Origin of the sequence: Streptomyces longisporoflavus (assembly GCF_014649775.1) — a bacterium.
Lineage (GTDB): Bacteria > Actinomycetota > Actinomycetes > Streptomycetales > Streptomycetaceae > Streptomyces > Streptomyces longisporoflavus.
On record NZ_BMTR01000034.1, the window covers coordinates 41,756 to 59,466 of the forward strand.

At 70.0% G+C, this 17,711-nt stretch carries 19 protein-coding genes and 3 pseudogenes; 8 read left to right on the forward strand and 14 right to left on the reverse strand.

Features of this window, described 5'->3' with window-relative positions:
• Positions 1 to 87: 87 nt before the first annotated feature.
• Entirely contained in the window at positions 88 to 1,344 is a 1,257-nt protein-coding gene (locus IE226_RS38270; RefSeq protein ID WP_190086129.1) for a YcaO-like family protein, read from the reverse strand.
• Positions 1,341 to 2,345 (reverse strand): aKG-HExxH-type peptide beta-hydroxylase, encoded by a 1,005-nt coding sequence (locus IE226_RS38275; protein ID WP_190086130.1) that lies wholly within the window; start codon positions 2,343 to 2,345, stop codon positions 1,341 to 1,343. Before IE226_RS38275 ends, IE226_RS38270 begins: the two co-directional genes overlap by 4 nt.
• 560 nt (positions 2,346 to 2,905) lie before the next feature.
• On the opposite strand from IE226_RS38275, the gene IE226_RS38280 reads away from it, so the two are divergent.
• Positions 2,906 to 3,808, forward strand: a complete 903-nt coding sequence (locus tag IE226_RS38280) for a sulfotransferase domain-containing protein (protein ID WP_373307103.1) — start codon at positions 2,906 to 2,908, stop codon at positions 3,806 to 3,808.
• Positions 3,809 to 3,994: 186 nt separating this feature from the next.
• On the opposite strand, the gene IE226_RS38285 is transcribed toward IE226_RS38280, so the two are convergent.
• Complete coding sequence (locus IE226_RS38285; protein WP_190086132.1) at positions 3,995 to 4,600, reverse strand: CGNR zinc finger domain-containing protein; 606 nt, start codon at positions 4,598 to 4,600, stop codon at positions 3,995 to 3,997.
• Positions 4,601 to 4,684: 84 nt separating this feature from the next.
• Between IE226_RS38285 and IE226_RS38290 the strand changes: the two genes are divergently transcribed.
• Positions 4,685 to 5,578 (forward strand): alpha/beta fold hydrolase, encoded by an 894-nt coding sequence (locus IE226_RS38290; RefSeq protein WP_190086133.1) that lies wholly within the window; start codon positions 4,685 to 4,687, stop codon positions 5,576 to 5,578.
• Between the two features lie 66 nt (positions 5,579 to 5,644).
• Here IE226_RS38290 and IE226_RS45310 read toward each other — a convergent pair.
• From IE226_RS45310 to IE226_RS38325, 7 genes and pseudogenes are all read right to left on the reverse strand, one after another.
• Positions 5,645 to 6,061, reverse strand: a pseudogene (locus tag IE226_RS45310) (glycosyl hydrolase 108 family protein); the annotation flags it as partial.
• A gap of 149 nt (positions 6,062 to 6,210) precedes the next feature.
• Entirely contained in the window at positions 6,211 to 6,954 is a 744-nt protein-coding gene (locus IE226_RS38300; RefSeq protein ID WP_190086134.1) for an SDR family oxidoreductase, read from the reverse strand.
• 82 nt (positions 6,955 to 7,036) lie between these two features.
• Positions 7,037 to 8,140 carry an NADH:flavin oxidoreductase/NADH oxidase gene (locus IE226_RS38305; protein WP_190086135.1) on the reverse strand — a complete coding sequence of 368 codons (1,104 nt, stop codon included), beginning with the start codon at positions 8,138 to 8,140 and terminating at the stop codon, positions 7,037 to 7,039.
• A gap of 64 nt (positions 8,141 to 8,204) precedes the next feature.
• Positions 8,205 to 8,582: an SRPBCC family protein gene (locus tag IE226_RS38310; protein ID WP_229871811.1), complete on the reverse strand. Its 378-nt coding sequence runs from the start codon at positions 8,580 to 8,582 to the stop codon at positions 8,205 to 8,207.
• A 48-nt stretch (positions 8,583 to 8,630) separates the two neighbouring features.
• On the reverse strand, positions 8,631 to 9,032 hold the full coding sequence (locus tag IE226_RS38315; RefSeq protein WP_190086136.1) for a RidA family protein: 402 nt from the start codon (positions 9,030 to 9,032) through the stop codon (positions 8,631 to 8,633).
• Between the two features lie 54 nt (positions 9,033 to 9,086).
• Positions 9,087 to 9,737 carry an NAD(P)H-binding protein gene (locus tag IE226_RS38320; protein WP_190086137.1) on the reverse strand — a complete coding sequence of 217 codons (651 nt, stop codon included), beginning with the start codon at positions 9,735 to 9,737 and terminating at the stop codon, positions 9,087 to 9,089.
• A gap of 51 nt (positions 9,738 to 9,788) precedes the next feature.
• Positions 9,789 to 10,220 (reverse strand): VOC family protein, encoded by a 432-nt coding sequence (locus tag IE226_RS38325; protein ID WP_190086138.1) that lies wholly within the window; start codon positions 10,218 to 10,220, stop codon positions 9,789 to 9,791.
• A gap of 119 nt (positions 10,221 to 10,339) precedes the next feature.
• On the opposite strand from IE226_RS38325, the gene IE226_RS38330 reads away from it, so the two are divergent.
• On the forward strand, positions 10,340 to 11,008 hold the full coding sequence (locus IE226_RS38330) for a GntR family transcriptional regulator (protein WP_190086139.1): 669 nt from the start codon (positions 10,340 to 10,342) through the stop codon (positions 11,006 to 11,008).
• Between the two features lie 339 nt (positions 11,009 to 11,347).
• Positions 11,348 to 11,502, forward strand: a pseudogene (locus IE226_RS38335) (transposase); the annotation flags it as partial.
• A 7-nt stretch (positions 11,503 to 11,509) separates the two neighbouring features.
• On the opposite strand, the gene IE226_RS38340 reads toward IE226_RS38335, so the two are convergent.
• Both IE226_RS38340 and IE226_RS38345 read right to left on the reverse strand, forming a co-directional pair.
• Complete coding sequence (locus tag IE226_RS38340; protein ID WP_229871812.1) at positions 11,510 to 11,914, reverse strand: hypothetical protein; 405 nt, start codon at positions 11,912 to 11,914, stop codon at positions 11,510 to 11,512.
• A 52-nt stretch (positions 11,915 to 11,966) separates the two neighbouring features.
• Complete coding sequence (locus IE226_RS38345) at positions 11,967 to 12,713, reverse strand: TetR/AcrR family transcriptional regulator (protein ID WP_190086140.1); 747 nt, start codon at positions 12,711 to 12,713, stop codon at positions 11,967 to 11,969.
• Positions 12,714 to 12,822: 109 nt separating this feature from the next.
• Here IE226_RS38345 and IE226_RS38350 point away from each other — a divergent pair, with 109 nt between their 5' ends.
• Positions 12,823 to 13,785, forward strand: coding sequence for an NAD(P)-dependent alcohol dehydrogenase (locus tag IE226_RS38350; RefSeq protein ID WP_190086141.1), 963 nt, complete (start codon positions 12,823 to 12,825; stop codon positions 13,783 to 13,785).
• 426 nt (positions 13,786 to 14,211) lie between these two features.
• Here the strand turns inward: IE226_RS38350 and IE226_RS45315 are convergent.
• Both IE226_RS45315 and IE226_RS38360 read right to left on the reverse strand, forming a co-directional pair.
• Positions 14,212 to 14,367 (reverse strand): annotated as a pseudogene (locus tag IE226_RS45315) (ATP-binding protein); the annotation flags it as partial.
• Between the two features lie 304 nt (positions 14,368 to 14,671).
• Positions 14,672 to 15,574 carry a LysR family transcriptional regulator gene (locus tag IE226_RS38360; RefSeq protein WP_190086142.1) on the reverse strand — a complete coding sequence of 301 codons (903 nt, stop codon included), beginning with the start codon at positions 15,572 to 15,574 and terminating at the stop codon, positions 14,672 to 14,674.
• Positions 15,575 to 15,672: 98 nt separating this feature from the next.
• On the opposite strand from IE226_RS38360, the gene IE226_RS38365 reads away from it, so the two are divergent.
• From IE226_RS38365 to IE226_RS38375, 3 genes are all read left to right on the forward strand, one after another.
• Positions 15,673 to 16,419: an SDR family oxidoreductase gene (locus tag IE226_RS38365; protein ID WP_190086143.1), complete on the forward strand. Its 747-nt coding sequence runs from the start codon at positions 15,673 to 15,675 to the stop codon at positions 16,417 to 16,419.
• Between the two features lie 270 nt (positions 16,420 to 16,689).
• Positions 16,690 to 17,004, forward strand: coding sequence for a hypothetical protein (locus IE226_RS38370; protein WP_229871813.1), 315 nt, complete (start codon positions 16,690 to 16,692; stop codon positions 17,002 to 17,004).
• Positions 17,005 to 17,260: 256 nt separating this feature from the next.
• Positions 17,261 to 17,605 (forward strand): DoxX family protein, encoded by a 345-nt coding sequence (locus tag IE226_RS38375; protein WP_190086144.1) that lies wholly within the window; start codon positions 17,261 to 17,263, stop codon positions 17,603 to 17,605.
• Positions 17,606 to 17,711: the final 106 nt, after the last annotated feature.

A 17,711-nucleotide genomic window follows, 5' to 3' on the forward strand; every position in this document is an offset into this window, starting at 1 on the left:
GGTGCAGGAGCGGACAGGGCACGGAGCGGTGGACGTGGCCGGCCGGGGACGCGGCGGAGCTGTTGCGTACGGACCTTGCCGGGGTGATCAGCCGAACGGGTGCGGGAGTTGGCCGGGTACGGGGCGGGCCGGCAGGGGAGAGGCTCCCGGGGCGATCAGCCGGACGACGGTCAGGCCCTCGTCCGCCGGAGGGCCCGCGCAGCGGTCGACGACGATCACCTCGCGCCCGGTGTGCGCGGCCAGCAGCGCGACCGGACCTGGGTCTCGGGCGGGCCGCGAGGCCGGGGCAGGAGGGGCGCGCAGCGCGGTGGCCGGGCCGGCCCAGTGCGTCAGCGCGTCCTGGGCGTGGAACGTCCACAGGGCGTGGTCCAGCCCGGTGCGCGGGTCCCCGGTGCGTGACAGACGGTCCCAGGCGCGGACGGCGACCGGTGCGCTCATGCTCCAGCGGACCATCAGCGCCTCCCAGCAGGCCCGTTCCACAGTCTCCTGAAGGTCGTGGGCGGGCCCGCAGCGGGCTCCGAACGTCTGGCGTGTGCGATCCGGCCCGTGCACACAGACGGCGACGGCCTCGGCTCCCGTGGGGGCGGGGAGGGCGAGCGCGGTGGCCTCCAGGCCCTCGCGATGGAGCAGGGCCCGCAGTTCGCTCGCACCGGGCGGCAGCGCGCCGCGGGCGTCGAACGGCACGGGCGGGTGGCGGAGCGGGTCGTACCAGCTGCGGCGTACCAGGTCGCGTTCCAGGATCTCCCAGGCGGCGTGCGCTGCCGCCGCGTCCGGGTCCCGGTGGGCGGCGACACCGGTCGACCCGGCCCGGTGGGTGGCCGCGCAGCCCGGAGGCGGGCGGTGCTGGAGGAACGCGGCGCCCGCCGGTACCCAGATGTCCTCACAGGAGCCTGCTGCCCGGCCCCGGCACCAGAGCTGCCGCACCCCGCGTGCCGGGACACCGCGGTTGGCCCCGTCGACAGGACCGGTTGCGGGATCTGCGGGATCGGCGGCAGGGACGCCGTCGCGGCGCAGCGCGAACCAGTCGCAGGTTCGCACCCCACCGACGCCCGCCGCCGGCGGCCGTGCGCCGCCCGCTCCGGCTGCCGCCTCGGCCTCGGCTTCAGCGGCCCGTCCGGCGAACACGTTGCCCATACGTTCCATCAGTTCGCCGCGAGCGCGCCGCCCGACATCGGCGGCGGTCGTGCCCGCGGCGCTGCCGATCAGGACAGAGGCGCCGCCCCCGGCGCCGGTCGCGTCGAAGGCCGTCGACCGGGCGGCCACGCGGGCCAGCAGCGCGCCCGGGGTGTGCGGCCACGGAGCGAAGACCTCCGGGGCCCAGGCCGTCGGTGTGGAGACGCTCACGCACGGCCTCCCGACAGCCGCCCCGTACGCGCTTCTTCCCGCGCGGCCTCCGCCGCCAGCATGTCGGCAGCCCCGGCGCGCACGGCCTCGCCGGCGGGGGTGAGGGCGGTGCGGTGGCGGCCGAGTGTGTCGACGCCCTGGAACGTCTTCTCCAGCAGCCGGGCCCGGCGCTCGGATACGGCCACCCGCTGCAGGTCCGACAGCGGCGCCTGCTGGTGGATCAGCCGGTACAGGACCGTCTGACGGACCAGGACCACCGTCTGCTGGAAGAGCCCGGTCAGCGGCCGGGGGTCCGGCCGCAGCGGGGTCATGACGGAGGCGCCCGAACCCGTGGCGGGCACGAGGAAGGGGGTACTGAAGGCAGCGGCGTTGCACCGGGTGTGGGTGCCTTCGTGGACCAGGGCGTCGGCCAGCCGGACCCAGCCGGGCAGGCCGGTGCGCCCCACGGTCAGGCGGGTCGCGTTGACGAACACGGCGCCGTGCGTGGTGAAGTCGGTGAAACCGTCGATGGCGTGCCCGGCCAGCAGGGCGATCTGCCGTACACCTTCCCGCAGTTCGGCCAGCATCGCGGGCCACACCTCATCCAGCCGCTCGGCGGTCTCGGCCAGTACGGCGGCCTGCTCGGTCTCCCAGGCCCGGACGACGGCGCCCGGCCCCTCCGTACCCGACTTCGGTTCCCGCCCCTGTGGGAGCGAGGCGAGTGCCCGGCCGACCGCCGCGGCGAGGTGGGGTGCCGGGTCGGCGAGATCGACCGCCCAGCGGCCGGCGGCCTTACGGGGCGGGGGAACGGTTGCCGGCGCCTCGCCGGCCGAGGCCGTGCGCTCCGGTGGTGCGGTCAGCGGCGGCGGTTCCGCGCCGGCCCGATGGGCGGCGGCCTTGCGGGCGGGATGCCGGGACGGTGCGGACCCGCCCGCTCCCGTCCTGCGCAGCACCGCGTCGGTGGCGTGCCAGAGGGCGTCCTCGGCGCGGCGGGCGGCCACGGCGTCAGGGGTCACAAGCACGTTCCGGCCTCCGTCGTTGTTCGGTCGCGGAGGTGCGTGGCGGACGAACCACCACGCACCCGGTGCTGATACGCGGACGGGTCGAGTGCCTCAGTCCTCGCTGGGGATGTCGATCATCAGGCCGAACTCCGGAAGTTCCTCGGTGACCTGCTCGATCTCCGGCTGCTCCATGGGATCACTCCTTCGATGGGTTCATCCGTGACGAATGGACGGCTCTCGCCGCCGGTCGGACATGGGGCTACCCAACGGACGCCACGCCGAAGAAAGGGCTTCGGGAAGCCGCCGCAAAAGCGCCATCGTCGAAAATTCCAGGCTTTCGTGCCACCACGCAGAAAAGCGCCGAAGTTCGTCCGGAAAGAATTGCTCCCTGTGGTGGATGTGACAGGGGTGCGCGGGTGAGGAATGGGTCGGATGCCGTGATGACCCGCCTCCACGCAATTCGCCGGACGAAGCTGTCCTGATCGTCATCCTGATCGTCACCACGGAGGTCCGTGGCGGGCGCCCTGCGAGAGGAGGGGGCAGCCCTCGGCGGCGTGGACCGATGTCCTCCCGGCCCTTCGATGCCCTGTTGTCACCGGCCGGGGAGCCGGAGACAATGCCGAGCTGTGACTCGTGACAACGCGGCGCCTGCACACCGGAGTTCTCCGACAGTTGATGCGGACGGGGAGGTCTACATTGTCTCGTTCCCCAAATGCGGCCGTACCTGGCTGCGGGTTCTGCTGGCCCGCGCCATCTCGGAAGCCCACCGCCTTCCGATGGAGCTGTGCCGGGACCTGGACCTGACACATTTCACCGCAGCCGACCCCGGTGTTCCCCGGATCGTCTTCTGGCACGACGACCGGGTGGCGTGGCGGGCACCCGGCGAATTGACGTCGGACAAGGGGTTCTACCGGGACCGCAAGGTCGTACTGCTGGTCCGGGACATCCGGGACGTGGCCGTGTCCCACTATTTCCAGCGGACGCGGCGGGAGGGAAACCCCTACGCCGGGACCCTCGATGAATTCCTGTCCGAGGACGTCGGAAGCGTACGCACCTGCCTGGAATTCTGGAACATCTGGCAGGCCCAGCAACACACACCGGCCGCCTTCATGCTTTCTTCCTACGAGCGCCTGAGCGCGGACACCACCGGCGAACTCGCCCGCGTCCTGGAGTTCTGCGGCCTGCCCGGGGCCACGGAACCGGCGATGCTGCGGGTGGCGGCGGAGTACGCCCGGTTCGACGCGATGCGGGCCATGGAACGCGACGACACCCTGCGCTCGGAGAAGCTGCGGCCGTCCGTCCCCGGCGACCCGGAGTCGTACAAGACGCGGCGCGGTGTCGTCGGCGGATTCCGGGACTATCTGGACGAGGAGCAGGTCGCCTCCATCGACGCGCTGGTCCGGGACATCCTGGCCCCGCCATGGCAACCCATGGCACGGGCCGCGGACGGCCGGCCACGTTTCCGGTCGGACGAAGAGGGATGACCGAGCAGACCTGACTGCCTGTGGGCCGCGGTTCCACTGCTGGGTTCACATGTGCGGATTGCTTCCCGGGGTGGCGGTCCGCGGTCTGTTGGTGGGAGAGGAGTTCGATGACGGCTCGGAGGATGTCGCTCATGTGCTCGTGCCGGCCGTGGTGACGGACGGGGGCTCTCCTGTCGTGAGCGGGCGTCAGCGGGCGCTGTTTTGCTCGGTGCGGGACGTGTCGGCGGGGCTGTGGCGCCGGTAGTAGCGGGCGACGCGGGTCCGGTTGCCACAGCGGGCGGGGGAGCACCAGCGGCGGCGGGGGTGTGACGGCAGGAACACCATGACGCAGTCGTCGGCCTCGCATTCTTTGAGCCTGCCGCTCGCGGGGCCGCTGAGCATCTCGGCGGCGGCCTCGGCCAGCAGTGCGGCGAGGCGGGTGCCGAGGGGTCCCGTACGGCGGGAGACGGCGGTGAAGGCGGTGCCGTCCCAGCCGAGTTCGCGGACCGATGGTGCCGCGCGCTGGGCCTCGGTGAGTCCGCGCAGGGCGGAGCGGGGCGGTTCGGTCTGGTCCAGCAGTGCGCGGACGGCGGCTTCCGTGTGTGCCCGGACGGCGTGCAGGGGGGCGAGGTCGGCCCGGGTCGGTGCGCTGTCCCCGACCTCTGCCTGCAGGCGATCGCCCTCCAGGGCCAGCCAGTGGGACAGCTGCCGCGCGGTGGCGAGCAGATCCACGCGCCCGTGGGCGCCCATCGGGCGGGTGTTGACCAGGTCCAGGGCCAGGGCCTCACCGGTCAGCGGTGCACTGTCAGCCATGCCCTAATGCTACATCGCGCACTTGACGCGTTAGCCGCAACGAGGTTAGGTCTAATGCATCTTTGTGCCAAGGAGGCATGTGACATGACGTCAGCGACACCGCCCCGCATCGCTGTTCCGGCCCGGACCGTCCACCGGTTCGTGAAGGTCGACCAGGTGGAGGTCTTCTACCGCGAGTCCCTGCCCGAGCGCCCCGACGCCCCGGCGGTGCTGCTCCTGCACGGCTTTCCCTCCGCCTCGCACCAGTTCCGTCGCCTCATCGACACCCTGGGCCGCCACTACCGGCTGATCGCCCCCGACTACCCGGGCTTCGGACACACCCGCGTCCCGGAGGGGTTCACCTACTCCTTCGAGCGGCTCGCGGATGTCGTCGAGGGCTTCACCGACCGCCTGGGCCTGACCCGTTTCGCGATGTACCTCTTCGACTTCGGCGCCCCCGTCGGCTTCCGCCTGGCACTGCGCCGCCCGGATCGTGTCGCGGGCCTGATCGTGCAGAACGGCAACGCATACGCCGAGGGACTGTCGAAGGCGGCCCGCGAGTTCACCGCCCTCACCCCCGACACCCCCGGCGCCGACCAGGCCGTCCTCGACCTGTTCACCCCGGACGCCACCCGCGCCCAGTACGAGGGCGGCACCACCGACCCCGAACTGATCGCCCCCGAGGGCTGGCTGCTCGACCAGCACTTCCTCGACCAGCCCGGCCGCAAGGACGCACAGCGCGCGCTGGCCTACGACTACAAGAGCAACATCGCCGCCTACCCCGACTGGCAGGCATGGCTGCGCAAGCACCGGCCGCCGACCCTGATCACCTGGGGCAGCCGCGACCCGTTCTTCCCCGAGCCCGGCGCGCGTGCCTACCTCGCCGACCTGCCGGACGCCGAACTCCACCTGTTCGACACCGGCCACTTCGCCCTGGAGGACCACTTGCCCGAAATCGCCCCGCTGATCGCCGACTTCCTCACCCGCACCCGCGCCTGAGGGGCGGTTCAGCGCGTTGAGGGTGCGCTGCAGGAACTTTGCCGCCCTTCCGATGCCCATGTTGACGCCGGTGTCGAACAGCTTCATGGCGATCGGCTGTGACACCTCGGCGATGGCTTCCAGGCGAAGCGGCTTCCAGTACCGGTCTTGGTAGATTGCCTTGGCCGTCGCCAGCGGGACGCGCCACCCCTGTCGGCGGAATGGGTCGAATAGCCGCCCTCCAGCTTCACCGTGGACTGCTTTCGCCTGGTCGACGCTGGCGTCACCACACCCGGATGTCGCACGTGGAGCCCGCTCCCACCCGAAGGAGTGGTCCGCGCCGTCACCCCTCTCGCGAACGGCCCTGGCCGGGAGCAAGATCGGAAATGGTCGCCGGAGGCGACCCGGACGCCCGATCGGCACCGATTCCCGAGTACCGCGCTCGTTCAGGGATCGGTCATCGCGAGGGCGCAAGGCGTGACAGTGAAACCGGACAGGGACCACGAGGGGTTCTTGCGGGAGTTTCAGGCGAGCAGGGCGCAGACAGGGGGCGCCGGCCGGCTGCGCGGTCGGCGCCCCGTGCGGTTGACTGCCGGTTGGCCCGATGTGGGTCGTCCCGCCGGTGCAGGGGGCCCCGGTCGGGGCCCGGGGTTCTACCAGTTCTGGCGGGTGGGGGAGACGATGAGGTCGTTGACGGTGACGTCGGCGGGCTGGTCGAGTGCGTAGACGACGGCGTCGGCGATGGCTTCGGCGCTGATCGCGATGGCGTTGAGCTCCCGGGCGGCCTTGCGTCCGGCGGGGTCGGTGACCTTGTCGGCCCAGCCGGTGTCGATGACGCCGGGGCTGATCGTGGAAGCCTTGATGCCCTCGCGGACGCCGAGTTCCTTGCGCATCGACTCGGTCATGGCCTGCACGAAGAACTTCGTCGCGCTGTAGACACCGGCGCCCTCTCCGACCTGGTGCCCGGCCACCGAGTCCATGTTGAGGATGTGGCCGGACTTCTGGCGGAGCATCACGGGCAGGACGGCGTGGACACCGTTGAGGTAGCCGCGGATGTTCACGTCGAGCATCCTGTGCCAGTCGTCGAGTGCGAGGTCCTTCCAGTACGAGAAGAGCATCAGGCCGGCGTTGTTGACGAGGATGTCGATACGCCCGTAGGCGTCGAGGGTGAAGTCGGCCAGCGCCTGCATGTCCGCGGCGTCGGTGACGTCGGTGAGCCGGGCGGTGGCGGTGCCGCCGGCCTTCTCGATGTCGGCGACCAGCTGGTCGAGGTCTTCCTGGCCGCGGGCGGCGGCAACGATCTTGGCGCCTCGGGCGGCGAGGGCCTTGGCGCTGACGGCGCCGATGCCTGAGGAGGCGCCGGTGAGGACGACGACCTTGTCCTGAAGGTGATTCACGGGGATCTCCCGGTGCGGTGGTTCAGCGCGCCTTCCGTGGTGGGGGCAGCGCGGTAGAGGTTAGAGGTGGGGGATGTCAGTGCTAGCGGCGCTTGACGGCGTAGGCGTACTGGTCGGGCCAGGTCGGCTCGGTGTCGAGTGCGAGCGCGGCGTGGTGCGGCCAGTAGGGGTTGCGGAGCAGTTCGCGGCCGAGGAAGACGGCGTCGGCCTGCCCGCTGGTGAGGATCTCCTCGGCCTGCTGGGGCTCGGTGATGATGCCGACGGCGGCGGTGGGGATGCCGGTGGCCTTGCGGGCCCGGGTGGCGAAGGGGACCTGGTAGTTCGGCCCGGCGACGATCTTGGCGTCGCGGACCATGCCGCCGGTGGACACATCCAGCAGGTCGACGCCGCGGGCCGTCAGTTCTTTGGCCAGGCGCACGGTGTCGTCCCCGGTCCAGCCCTCGCGCTCGTCCTCGGGGTTCTCGGTCAGCCAGTCGGTGGCCGAGGTGCGGAAGAAGACCGGCAGGTCCTCGGGCCACACGGCGCGGACGGCGTCGACGACCTCCAGGGCGAAGCGGATCCGGTTCTCGAAGCTGCCGCCGTAGGCGTCGGTGCGCTGGTTGGAGGCCGGGGAGAGGAAGGAGTTGATCAGGTAGCCGTGGGCGCCGTGCACCTCGGCCACCTGGAAGCCGGCGGCCAGTGCGCGCCGGGCGGAGTCGGCGAAGTCACGTACGAGCTGCTGGATCTCCTCCACGGTCAGCTCGTGTGGGACGGCGAGTCCGTCGTAGGCGATCGCGCTGGGTGCGACGGGCCGCCAGCCGTTCTCGTCCTCGGTCAGGTAGCGGTCGGACAGCCAGGGCTTGTCCACCGACGCCTTGCGGCCGGCGTGGGCGAGCTGGATGGCCGGGACGGCGCCATGGGCCTTGAGGGCCTCGGCGATGCGGGTGAACGCCTCCTGCTGGCGGTCGTTCCATAGGCCCAGGTCCCACGGGCTGATGCGCCCGTCGGGCCGGACGCCGGTGGCCTCGGCCATGACCAGACCCGCACCGCCGGCGGCGCGGGAGGCCAGGTGGGTGAGGTGGAAGTCGGTCGGAGCGCCGGTGTCCGGGCCTTCGGGGGCGGCGGAGTACATGCACATCGGGGACATCCAGACCCGGTTGGGTATCTGAAGGGACCGCAGGGTGAGGGGAGTGAACAGGGAACTCATGCGGGTGGTGCTTCTTTCGTGGTCGGTGATCGATGACAGCGCGGGGGCCTGCTGCCCTCGGAGGTCAGGCGATGATCGTGTGGAGGCCCGCGATGGCCGGGGCGTAGGCAGCTTCGAGGGGGCCGCGGTGGCTTCCCGGGCGGTGGTGACCTCGGCCGGATCGCGCGGCGTGCCAGCTGAGGAAGTCACCACCGGTGTCGGCGACAGGCTGGACGTGCAGCGTCGAGCAGTAGCCGCGGACCGGCAGCGGTGCCGCGGCGATCTCGTAACTCAGCTTCCGCTCGGCGCCGTCCAGCGCCACGAGCCGTTCCCGGTAGGTGCTGCCGTCCGTCCCGGTGAGAAGGCGGACCGCACCGGCCCGTCGCCGCCCCCGATGATCTCGCTCGCCCGGAAGGCCGGGTGCCGGTCGGGCAGGCCGTTGAACCGTCGGACGACCGCCCATATGCGTCTGCGGAGCTGGTGAGGACCGAGCTCCGGTACGCCGTGGCCCTCAGGCGGGCAGACGGGTGTCGAGGACGAAGCTGGTCTCGATGAGCTGGCCGGGGAAGAACAGCGAGGCCACGCCGATGGTGCTGCTGGTGGGGCGGTGGTCGCCGAAGTAGGCCAGGTTGGCGGCCGCCATCGCGTTGTTGTACTTCGGCAGGTCGACGATGTACTGGGTCTCGGAGACGACCTGGTTGCGGGTGGCGCCGTAGTGGGCGAGGACCTTCTCGAAGTTGGCGAAGACCTGCTCGCTCTGGGCCTCGAAGTCGTCCGCGTAGAGGAAGTTGCCCTCTTCGTCGTGGGAGAGCTGGCCCGAGACATAGATCGTGTGCTCGACCTTGATGGCCTGGGCGAAGCCGAACTCGCGCTCGCCCGAGACGCCGTGGCTGTAGGAATCGATGGCGGTCATGGTGGTTGTCCTTTTCTGGTGGGGGGATGCGGAGGTGAGCGAGGGGCGCCGGGCTCAGGCGGCGAGGCGGGCGACCGCGTCTGCGACGGGGGTGTCGCCGGAGGTCAGCTCGACGATGAGGTGGCTCAGGCGCGGCTCGTGCAGGGCGGCGTCGATGAACGCGGCGACGTCGTCGCGGTGCACGTCGCCGTACTCGACGGCCTGGCCCGCCGTGACCCGGCCGCTGCCGGGGGTGTCCAGCAGGGTGCCGGGACGGACGATCAGCCAGTCGAGACCCGTGCGCGTCAGATACACGTCGGCGCTCTTCTTGACCTTGATGTAGTGCTCGAAGCCCTCACCGGCCTCACCGCCGCGCAGTGCGTCGGGAAACACCGAGACCAGCACGAACCGCGTCACCCCGGCGAGCGCGGCCGCGTCGGCAGCCTTCTGAAGGCCCTTGCCGTCGATCAGGGTCGTCTTGTCCATGCCGGTGCCGTGCGCGCCGGCCGAGAAAACCACGGCGTCATGGCCCTGCATCTTCTGCACAAGGTCGTCGACGCTGTCGCCGATGAGATCACCGATCACCGGTGTCCCGCCGGCCTCGCGCACGCTCTCTCCCTGATCGGGCCCGCGGTGCATGCCGGTCACCGAGTCCCCGCGAGCGGTGAGGAGTTGGGTGAGGCGGCGGCCGACTCCTCCGGCAGCGCCGATCTGGAACACCTTCATGAGTTCGTCCTGTCTTTCGTGGGTGGGAATAAGGGGTGCGGTGGCTGCCGGTCAGGCGGCGAACACCCGGGAGTCGTCGGCGAACGCCTTGAACTCAAGGGCGTTGCCGGCCGGGTCGAGGAGGAACATCGTGTGTTGCTCGCCTTGCCGGCCCTCGAAGCGGACGTAGGGCTCGATGACGAACTCGATGCCCGCCGTACGAAGCCGCTCGGTGAGTTCCTGGAAGGCGGGGATCGTCAGGATCAGCCCGAAGTGCGGCACCGGTACGTCGTGACCGTCGACCGGGTTGTGGATGCGCTGGGCGCGCTCCGGTGCCAGGTGCGTGACGAACTGGTGGCCGTGCAGATTCCAGTCCACCCAGGTGTCCGCGCTGCGGCCCTGCTCCAGACCCAGCACCTCGCCGTAGAAACGGCGCGCGGCGGTCAGGTCGTCGACCGGTATGGCCAGGTGGAAGCGCGGGATTGGGGAGTCGAGAACGGTCACGGCATTGCCTTTCCGTGGGCGGGTCCAGAGCGGGTTATGTGCATTGTCCTAATGTTAACAATGAGACAACGACGTAATGTTAACATTAGGACGTAGCTTGGAGGAGGTGCAAGTCAGGCATGAATGATCAGGGCAAGGTGTCACCGGCTCGCCGCCGCGGCCTGTCGGACGAGGTCGCAGACCGGATCCGGGAAGCCATCTTCAGCGGGTTGTACGCCCCTGGCGCCCAGCTGCGTGAGGTGGAACTGTCCGCCACGATGGATGTCAGCCGCGGCCCGGTACGGGAAGCTCTGCGGGTACTGGAACGCGAGGGACTGGTCCACTGCGCGTGGCACCGCGGGACAACAGTGACGACGGTGTCTGCTGAGGATGTCGCGGAGCTCGACAGCCTGCGTGGCGCACTGGAAGACCTGGCTGTCCGCCAAGTGATCACATGCGCCGCGGACGAGGACCTCGCCTCCCTTGCCAAGGCAGCCGAGGTCATGCAGCACGTAACGGACGCCCACGAGATGGTGCGGTTGGACATCGCCTTCCACGACGCCGTCTTCGCCGCCGCCGGCCACCAGCGTCTCGCCGACGCCTGGGACGGCATCCGATGCCAGGTCCACCTGTTCCTGCTGACCCGGATCAACCTCAGCACCGACGGGTACCTCGGCTGCATTCCGCAAGAACACCACGGGCTCGTGACCGCGCTGCGCTCGCGCGACACTGAAACCGCGCTCGACCTCTTCGCCGCACACCGTCGCCACGCCGTCGACGTAGTGACTGCGAACGCCGACCCGAACTGAGTGCCGCGGACCGCCGCCCGGGGTCTGTCGGCGCGGAGTGCCAGGGCGCCAGGCATCCCGAAAACCGGGCGGGCATGAGGCGCGCGGCCTGTTGGTGCTCCCGCGCACCATCAGCAAGAGCAACGTCAGAAGCCGTGAGGTTTCCGCAGCGCTTCCAACGGACTGTGGTTCGTGAGGTTCGCTCAGGGCGGGGTTGCCGGGCCGGTGGTCGGGGTGGCGCCCGGTATCTGCCACCGCCCTCCGGGCGGGTCCCGGTCGGAGGGCGTCCCGGAGAGCAGCCGTCACCGCGCCCTCGCGGCCAGCGCATGTCTCTTTGATTGGCTGGTCAGTTGACCGGATGTGTCTGTCCGCTTACTGATCACTGGTGCGACGTGGGGGGATCGAGCCGCTGTTGCCGGCCGATCCGGTCCGCGGTTCGGCGGTGGGCCGATCATCGCCGAACCCTGGAGCCCGTCGCGTGGAAGTACCGAACCTGCTCTCCCTGGCCGGATCTGAGCCTGCTCAGCAATCAACCACCCAATGTGCGTCCGCAGGCCAAGAACCTGTGCCAACGATGTGCTCCACGAGCCGGAACGCCTCAACGATGGGGACGGTTTCCTCATCCAGGTACTCGTCGTCCTGCCCGTTGGAGAGGACGAACCCGTCGCTCGACCCCTGAGCCCCGGGGTCCACGGCATGCTCGCCGGGGTCGCCCTCGCCTCTCAGCAGCATCACCATGGCGCGCTCAGTGTTCGTCACGACGGCCAGCGACCGACCGGACGAACTGGTCAGCCACGTCTCAAGCTGACCGCCGTCGATCCTCGACCGAAGCGCCTCCGTCACTACCACTGACGGCACAGGGACAGGGCTGTCGTCATTGATCACCCAGGACTCGATCACGAGCACGACGATCTCACGGAAGCTCAAGAGACAGTCCCTGGCGCTAAGCGCCGGGTGCTGGTCTGTGTGGTCGGGGCGGTCAGGGTCTGTTGTGTAAGGTGGTGCGGTCGTCCGGAGGGCGGTCCTGCGGCGGGCGCCGCTTCGTATCAGGCTCCGGGGGCCGCTGTTGCCCTGAGCCGTCGGCCGCGAGCGGAAGGCTGCGCAGCGACAGTGCGCTGGGCGCCGGCAGCGCTGCGTGGGCGGCCCGGGCGCTGAACGACTGGAGCAAGTACGCCACCAGGCGCCGGGATGCCGCACGGTCATCCGGCAGCGCGGTGACCAGCCCGCAGTGGGACAACAGGGCCACGGCAAAGTCGGAGGGGTGGAAGTCGGCCCGCAGCGCGCCCGCCGCCTGGGCCCTGCGGACCAGCATCATGAAGTCCCGCTCGGCCTGGTCCCGTACCCGCTCGTGTTCTTGTCTGCTGTCCGGGAAGGCCGCGAGGAACGCGGCCGGGAAGCCGCGTTCCTCCCGTTGCAGTTCGCAGACCGTCTCGAGCAACTGCTTGAAGCCCTGCCACGGGTCGGGGTCGGCCAGCGCCTCGGTGAGCGCCCGGGCACAGGTCTCCATCTGGTGCGCGAACGCGGCCCGCACCAGGGCGTTGCGTGTCGGGAAACGCCGGTAGAGCGTCGCCACGCCGACCCCCGCCCGCCGGGCCACGGTCGCCATGGGCGCGTCGATGCCGTGCTCGGCGAAGACCACGCGGGCAGCCGCAAGGATGCGCCGCCTGTTGCGCTGGGCGTCCGCCCGCAGACTGTCCTGCCCCGCGATCCGAGAGGATTGCCCCACCGCTGTCTCTCACCTCCGCTCAAGTGGACGATCTCGTCCGGTTGCCAGCCTACGCTCGGCGTCACGATCCCCCGCACGGCCCCTGGTGGCGAAGGTGAGAACACAAACGATGGACGAGGGCACGATGAAGGCCGTACTGTTCGACCGCTTCGGCGGCCCCGAGGTGCTGTATGTGGGCCGGGTGCCGCGTCCCCGGCCGGCACCCGGAGAGGTCCTGGTGCGCGTGCGCGCGTTCAGCGTGAACGGCGGCGAACTGGCGGCCCGTTCCGGCCGGGCCCGCCTCATCACCGGCGGTAAGTTCCCCCAGCGCATCGGGCTGGACTTCACCGGCGAGATCGCCGCACTGGGCACCCGCGCGAGCGGCGTAGCGGTCGGCGAGCGGGTGTGGGGCGTCCTGGGCCGCTCCGCATTCGGCAGCGCTGCCCAGTACGTGACGCTGCGGCCCGAGCGGCTGGGCCGGGTCCCGGACGGGCTGGACCTCGTGGCCGCCGCCGCGCTGCCGGTGGCCACCACGGCCGTCACGGCCCTGCGCGACAAGGCCGCACTGCGCCCCGGCGAACGGCTGCTCGTACGGGGCGCGGCGGGCGGCGTCGGCAACGCCGCCGTCCAGCTCGGACAGGCCTATGGCGCCGAGGTCACGGCCCTGGCCCGCGCTGCCAACCTCGCCTTCGTCCGTACGCTCGGTGCCCACCACGCCGTCGACCACCGGACGGTGTCCCCTGCGCAACTGGGACTGTTCGACGTCATCCTGGACACGGCGGGCACCGACCTGCCTGCCGTACGGCGGATGCTGAAGCCCGGCGGACGCATGGTCACCATCGCCTTCGACCTGACGCGGCCCGCCGCCTCGCTGGGCTACATCGCGGCCAGCGCCGTCCACGGACGCGGCCGGGTGCGCTTCTTCAGCGGCAACCCCAAACGTGCGCTCTTCGACGACCTCGCCCGCCAGGTGACGGCAGGCAAGCTGCGGCCGGCTGTGGACACAATCTTCCCGCTGGAAGAGACAGCGGCGGCACACCGGGCGCTGGAGGCGGGCGGGGTGCGGGGCAAGTACGTGGTCAGGATCGACTAAAGGCGGTCGGAAAGGTACTGGTCACAGCCGCTCGTTGCTCGTCGTCCGTCGTCCGTCGTCCGTCGCTCGACGCTCGTCGGTCATTGGGTTGGACTGCCATCTTCAATGGCACTCCAACCGTTGAGCGGCCCCATGGTGCGGGTGGAAGCATGGGACCCGGCAACGGGGACGGCCCTTGTCGTTGACCCCAAGCGAGGCGCGATGCGTCCTGTCACGGACTTCGAGGACTTCTCCCACCTTGAGAAGGCCGACCAGGCCGTCGCCGCAGTGCCTGGTGGCGGGTGGCGGGCCCACTGGAAGGACGAGGGCCCGGGTGGCGGCCATCACGATGGACGCTCACGGGCATGTTGAGGATGCCGATAGCGCAGACGCTTTCATCCCGCCGGGCGAGCAACTGAGGCAGGGGCTTGAGCCTCCGGGCCAGGTGACTTCCGTGTCTCGCTCGATGGCCTTGAGGCGGTTCTTGGGCCGGTAGCTGGGGCCGCTGATGGCGACCTCTTCGCAGTGGTGCAGGAGCCGGTCGAGGATCGACGTGGCGAGGACTTCGTCGCCGAAGACCTGGCCCCATTCGGTGAAGGCCTGCCTCAACTGGCCCCGGCGCGCCGCGTGTACCGGGCCCGCACCCCGCCGCGCCGATCCCGCCGGGGACGGCCGCTGCACCCCCTGCACCGCCCCGGCCGCTGCCAGCACTTCCGGGAGCCGCCCGCGTCCGCGTCCACCGGATCGAGGAATCCATGACCGCCCGGCCCTGCCCCGCACTGCCCGCGCACCATCAGCCCGGCTTGAATGGACGAACTCCCGCTCGGCACCCGGCAGTTCTCATGGCGACGTATCGACCGACCGTGATCCACCACACAAGATCATTTGGAGGCGTCGCAGCGAGGGGTCAGCTGACCGGCAGCGTGTTGTTCTCCTGTCGGGAGGCTGTGCCGAGCACGGTACGTGCGACGTCTTCGAGGGATCCGAGCAGCGGATTGGGGTCGCCGGCGCGCGTGGCGAGCATGAGCTCGCAGGGATCGATGTCGGTGACGGGCACCAGGGCGATGTCCTCGCGCACAGCGGCGCGTCGGTCGCTGGCAGGGAAGATCGCGACACAGTGGCCGGTGGCGATGAGTTCCAGCTTGTCCTCGTAGCTGTCGTCGATCGCGGGCGGGGGTGGTGCCGGGCGGTCGCCGGCCGGCTTGGGCGTGCTCCAGAGGACCGGAGTGCTGGCGCAGGCCACCAGTTCCTCGTCCGGCAGAGCCCGCAGGCTGACGGCTTTCTCGTGCGCCAGATGATGGCTCGCCGATGTGGCGAGTACCCGCGGCTCCTGATGGAGCGTGGTCACCCGCAGGCCGTCCGCGGGGAAGGGCAGGGGTTTGTAGGCGACGAGGGCGTCGATGCGCCCCTCGGCGAGGGCGTGCGTGTCCCGCCAGTCGAGGTGCCGGGTGCGGACCTGGCTATCGGGGTGCCGGCGGCGCAGTTCCTGCATGCAGGCGGTGATGACCAGTCCTTCGGCGCAGCCGACGGTGATGGTAGGGGGCTGGAGGGCGGCTCTGGCCGTGCGAGCGGCTTGCTCGGCCTCGTGGAGCAGTGTCCGGGCCCCGGGAAGGAATGCCTGACCGGCGTCGGTGAGGCTGCTGCCCTGCGGCGTACGGTCGAAAAGCCGGACACCGAGCTGGGCTTCCAGTCGCTGGATCTGGCGGCTCAGCGACGGCTGTGCCAGGTGCAGCTTGGTGGCGGCCCGGCCGAAGTTGCCGTACTCCGCCACGACCGTGAAATAGCGCACGAGCCGCAGATCAACGTCCATTGGCCCAGGGTACGTCGCGCGTGTCATACGCCGGGGGCATGACGGCATACGGAACAGGTCTTGGACAGGGGGTGCGGGCGGGTAATTGGCTTGGGGGCATGAGCACTTATGACGGCAAGAAGATCGTGATCACGGGTGGAAGCAGCGGTATCGGCCTGGCCGCGGCCCGGTTGTTCGCGGACGGTGGGGCGGACGTACTGATCACCGGCCGTACCCGATCCACTCTGGACGCCGCGCTTGAGCAGTTGGGGGACAAGGCGGTCGGCGTCCGCAGCGACGCCGCGTCCCTGAAGGCCATCAAGGCGCTGGCCGGCACGGTCCGGGAGCGGTTCGGTGCGCTGGACGCGCTGTTCGTCAACGCCGGCGTCACTGCGTCCGCGCCCTTGGAGGCGACGACGGAGGAGATGTACGACGAGCTGTTCGCCATCAACACCAAGGGCCCGTACTTCACGGTGCAGGCGTTGGCGCCGTTGCTGCGCGAGGGAAGCGGCGTGGTTCTCACCACGTCGGTGGTCAACGTCCTGGGTCTCGACGCGCTCAGTGTCTACTCGGCGAGCAAGGCAGCCCTGCGGTCGATGACACGCACCCTGGCCCGCGAGCTGCTGCCGCGCAAGGTGCGCGTCAATGCCGTGAGCCCCGGCCCGATCGACTCGGGCATCCTGGACCGCTCCTCGCCGCCCGCCGATGTCGTCGAGGCGACGAAGGAGACCTACCGGAGCACCATTCCGATGCAGCGGCTGGGGTCGTCCGAGGAGGTGGCCGCCGCGGTGGCGTACCTGGCGTTCGGTGCGACCTTCTCGACGGGAACGGAGTTCCCTGTCGACGGAGGGGCGTCGCAACTCTAGCTAGGCCGTTTGCGCAAAGTCGCGTCGTCGCCCGAAGGGCAGGCGGGACTTTGAAGACAGGCCCGCGCCTTGCGGCGTGCTGACTTGTGTGGTCGGGGCTGCCGCGCCGGTGGCCGGGGCTGGCAGTCCCGGTGGTCGGGGTAGCGCCAGGCCCATGCTCACGACGTCGTCGAGGCTGCCTGCGCGGCACTCGTTGCCGGACTAGACAGCCCGGCACTGCGCATTCTGGCCGGATACACACGTGCCGAGGCGGAGTACGACGTTCCCGACTTGCTTCCCGTCGTACTCGACGAGCTGGACCTTGCGTTCTACCCGCGCGACAGCGAGGCCGGGCAGGACGCTGCCGTGCGGGCGCTCGCGCACCAGATGCTGGCGGGCCGGCTGACGCCGCGAGAGCTTGCTGTGCGCATCCATCAGCGGTTCGGCCACCAGCTACCCCTGGCCGAGTGTCTTGCTGAGCTGGATGACGACGAGTACGACATCGTCGAGTACGGGAACAGGACGTTGGCGCAGCTCGATGCCGAGGTCACGGCCGAAGCTCAGCGTCTGGCGCATGGTCGGCCCGACCAGAACCGACATTCATAGCGATCGAGCCCTGAACAAGCGGTCGTCAGCAGAAGTAGGTGGCTGAACGGTCCGGTTCTTGCTCGCCGTAGTCCGGCAGCCTTCTACGATCCGGTGCATGCTGGGTCCCGAGCTGCTGGAACGGATCACTGCGCGGCGGCGAATTGAGGGTTGTCCCGTATGTGTCCTGGGAGGCGACACCTGTCACATCTGAGCCAGCTGATCCGTCCTAGAGGCGGAAGTGCCCTGCTGGCTGGGACCCCTGGAGCTGAGAACCGTGGCCATTGCCTATGTCATCGTTGCCGTACTCACCATCGCGTATTGCCTGTTCTCGGCAGGTGCTGACTTCGTGCGGTGGGAGCGTGTCGGCGTCGCCATGGACACGGTCGGCGTGCCGCGCTCATGGATGCCCTGGCTAGGAGTCCCCAAGGCAGCAGCCGCGCTTGGGCTGCTCGTTGGATTCTGGATACCGGTGATCGGCATGACTGCGGCGGCCGGCCTCGTTCTCTTCTTCGGCGCCGCCATAGTGACCCACCTGCGAGCACGCGACTGCTCCTTCGGTCTGCAGTACCCGTTCCTTCTGCTGGCCATCACCACCTTGGCCTTGAGAGCTGCCGTCTAACTGACCGTTTCAGAATGACGTTCGTTGTGGGACTTGGCAGTTAAGTGTTGTCTCGGCAGGATTGGTTGGGTGGCTGCTGAACTTGTGCCTGATGACTTGTGGGAAC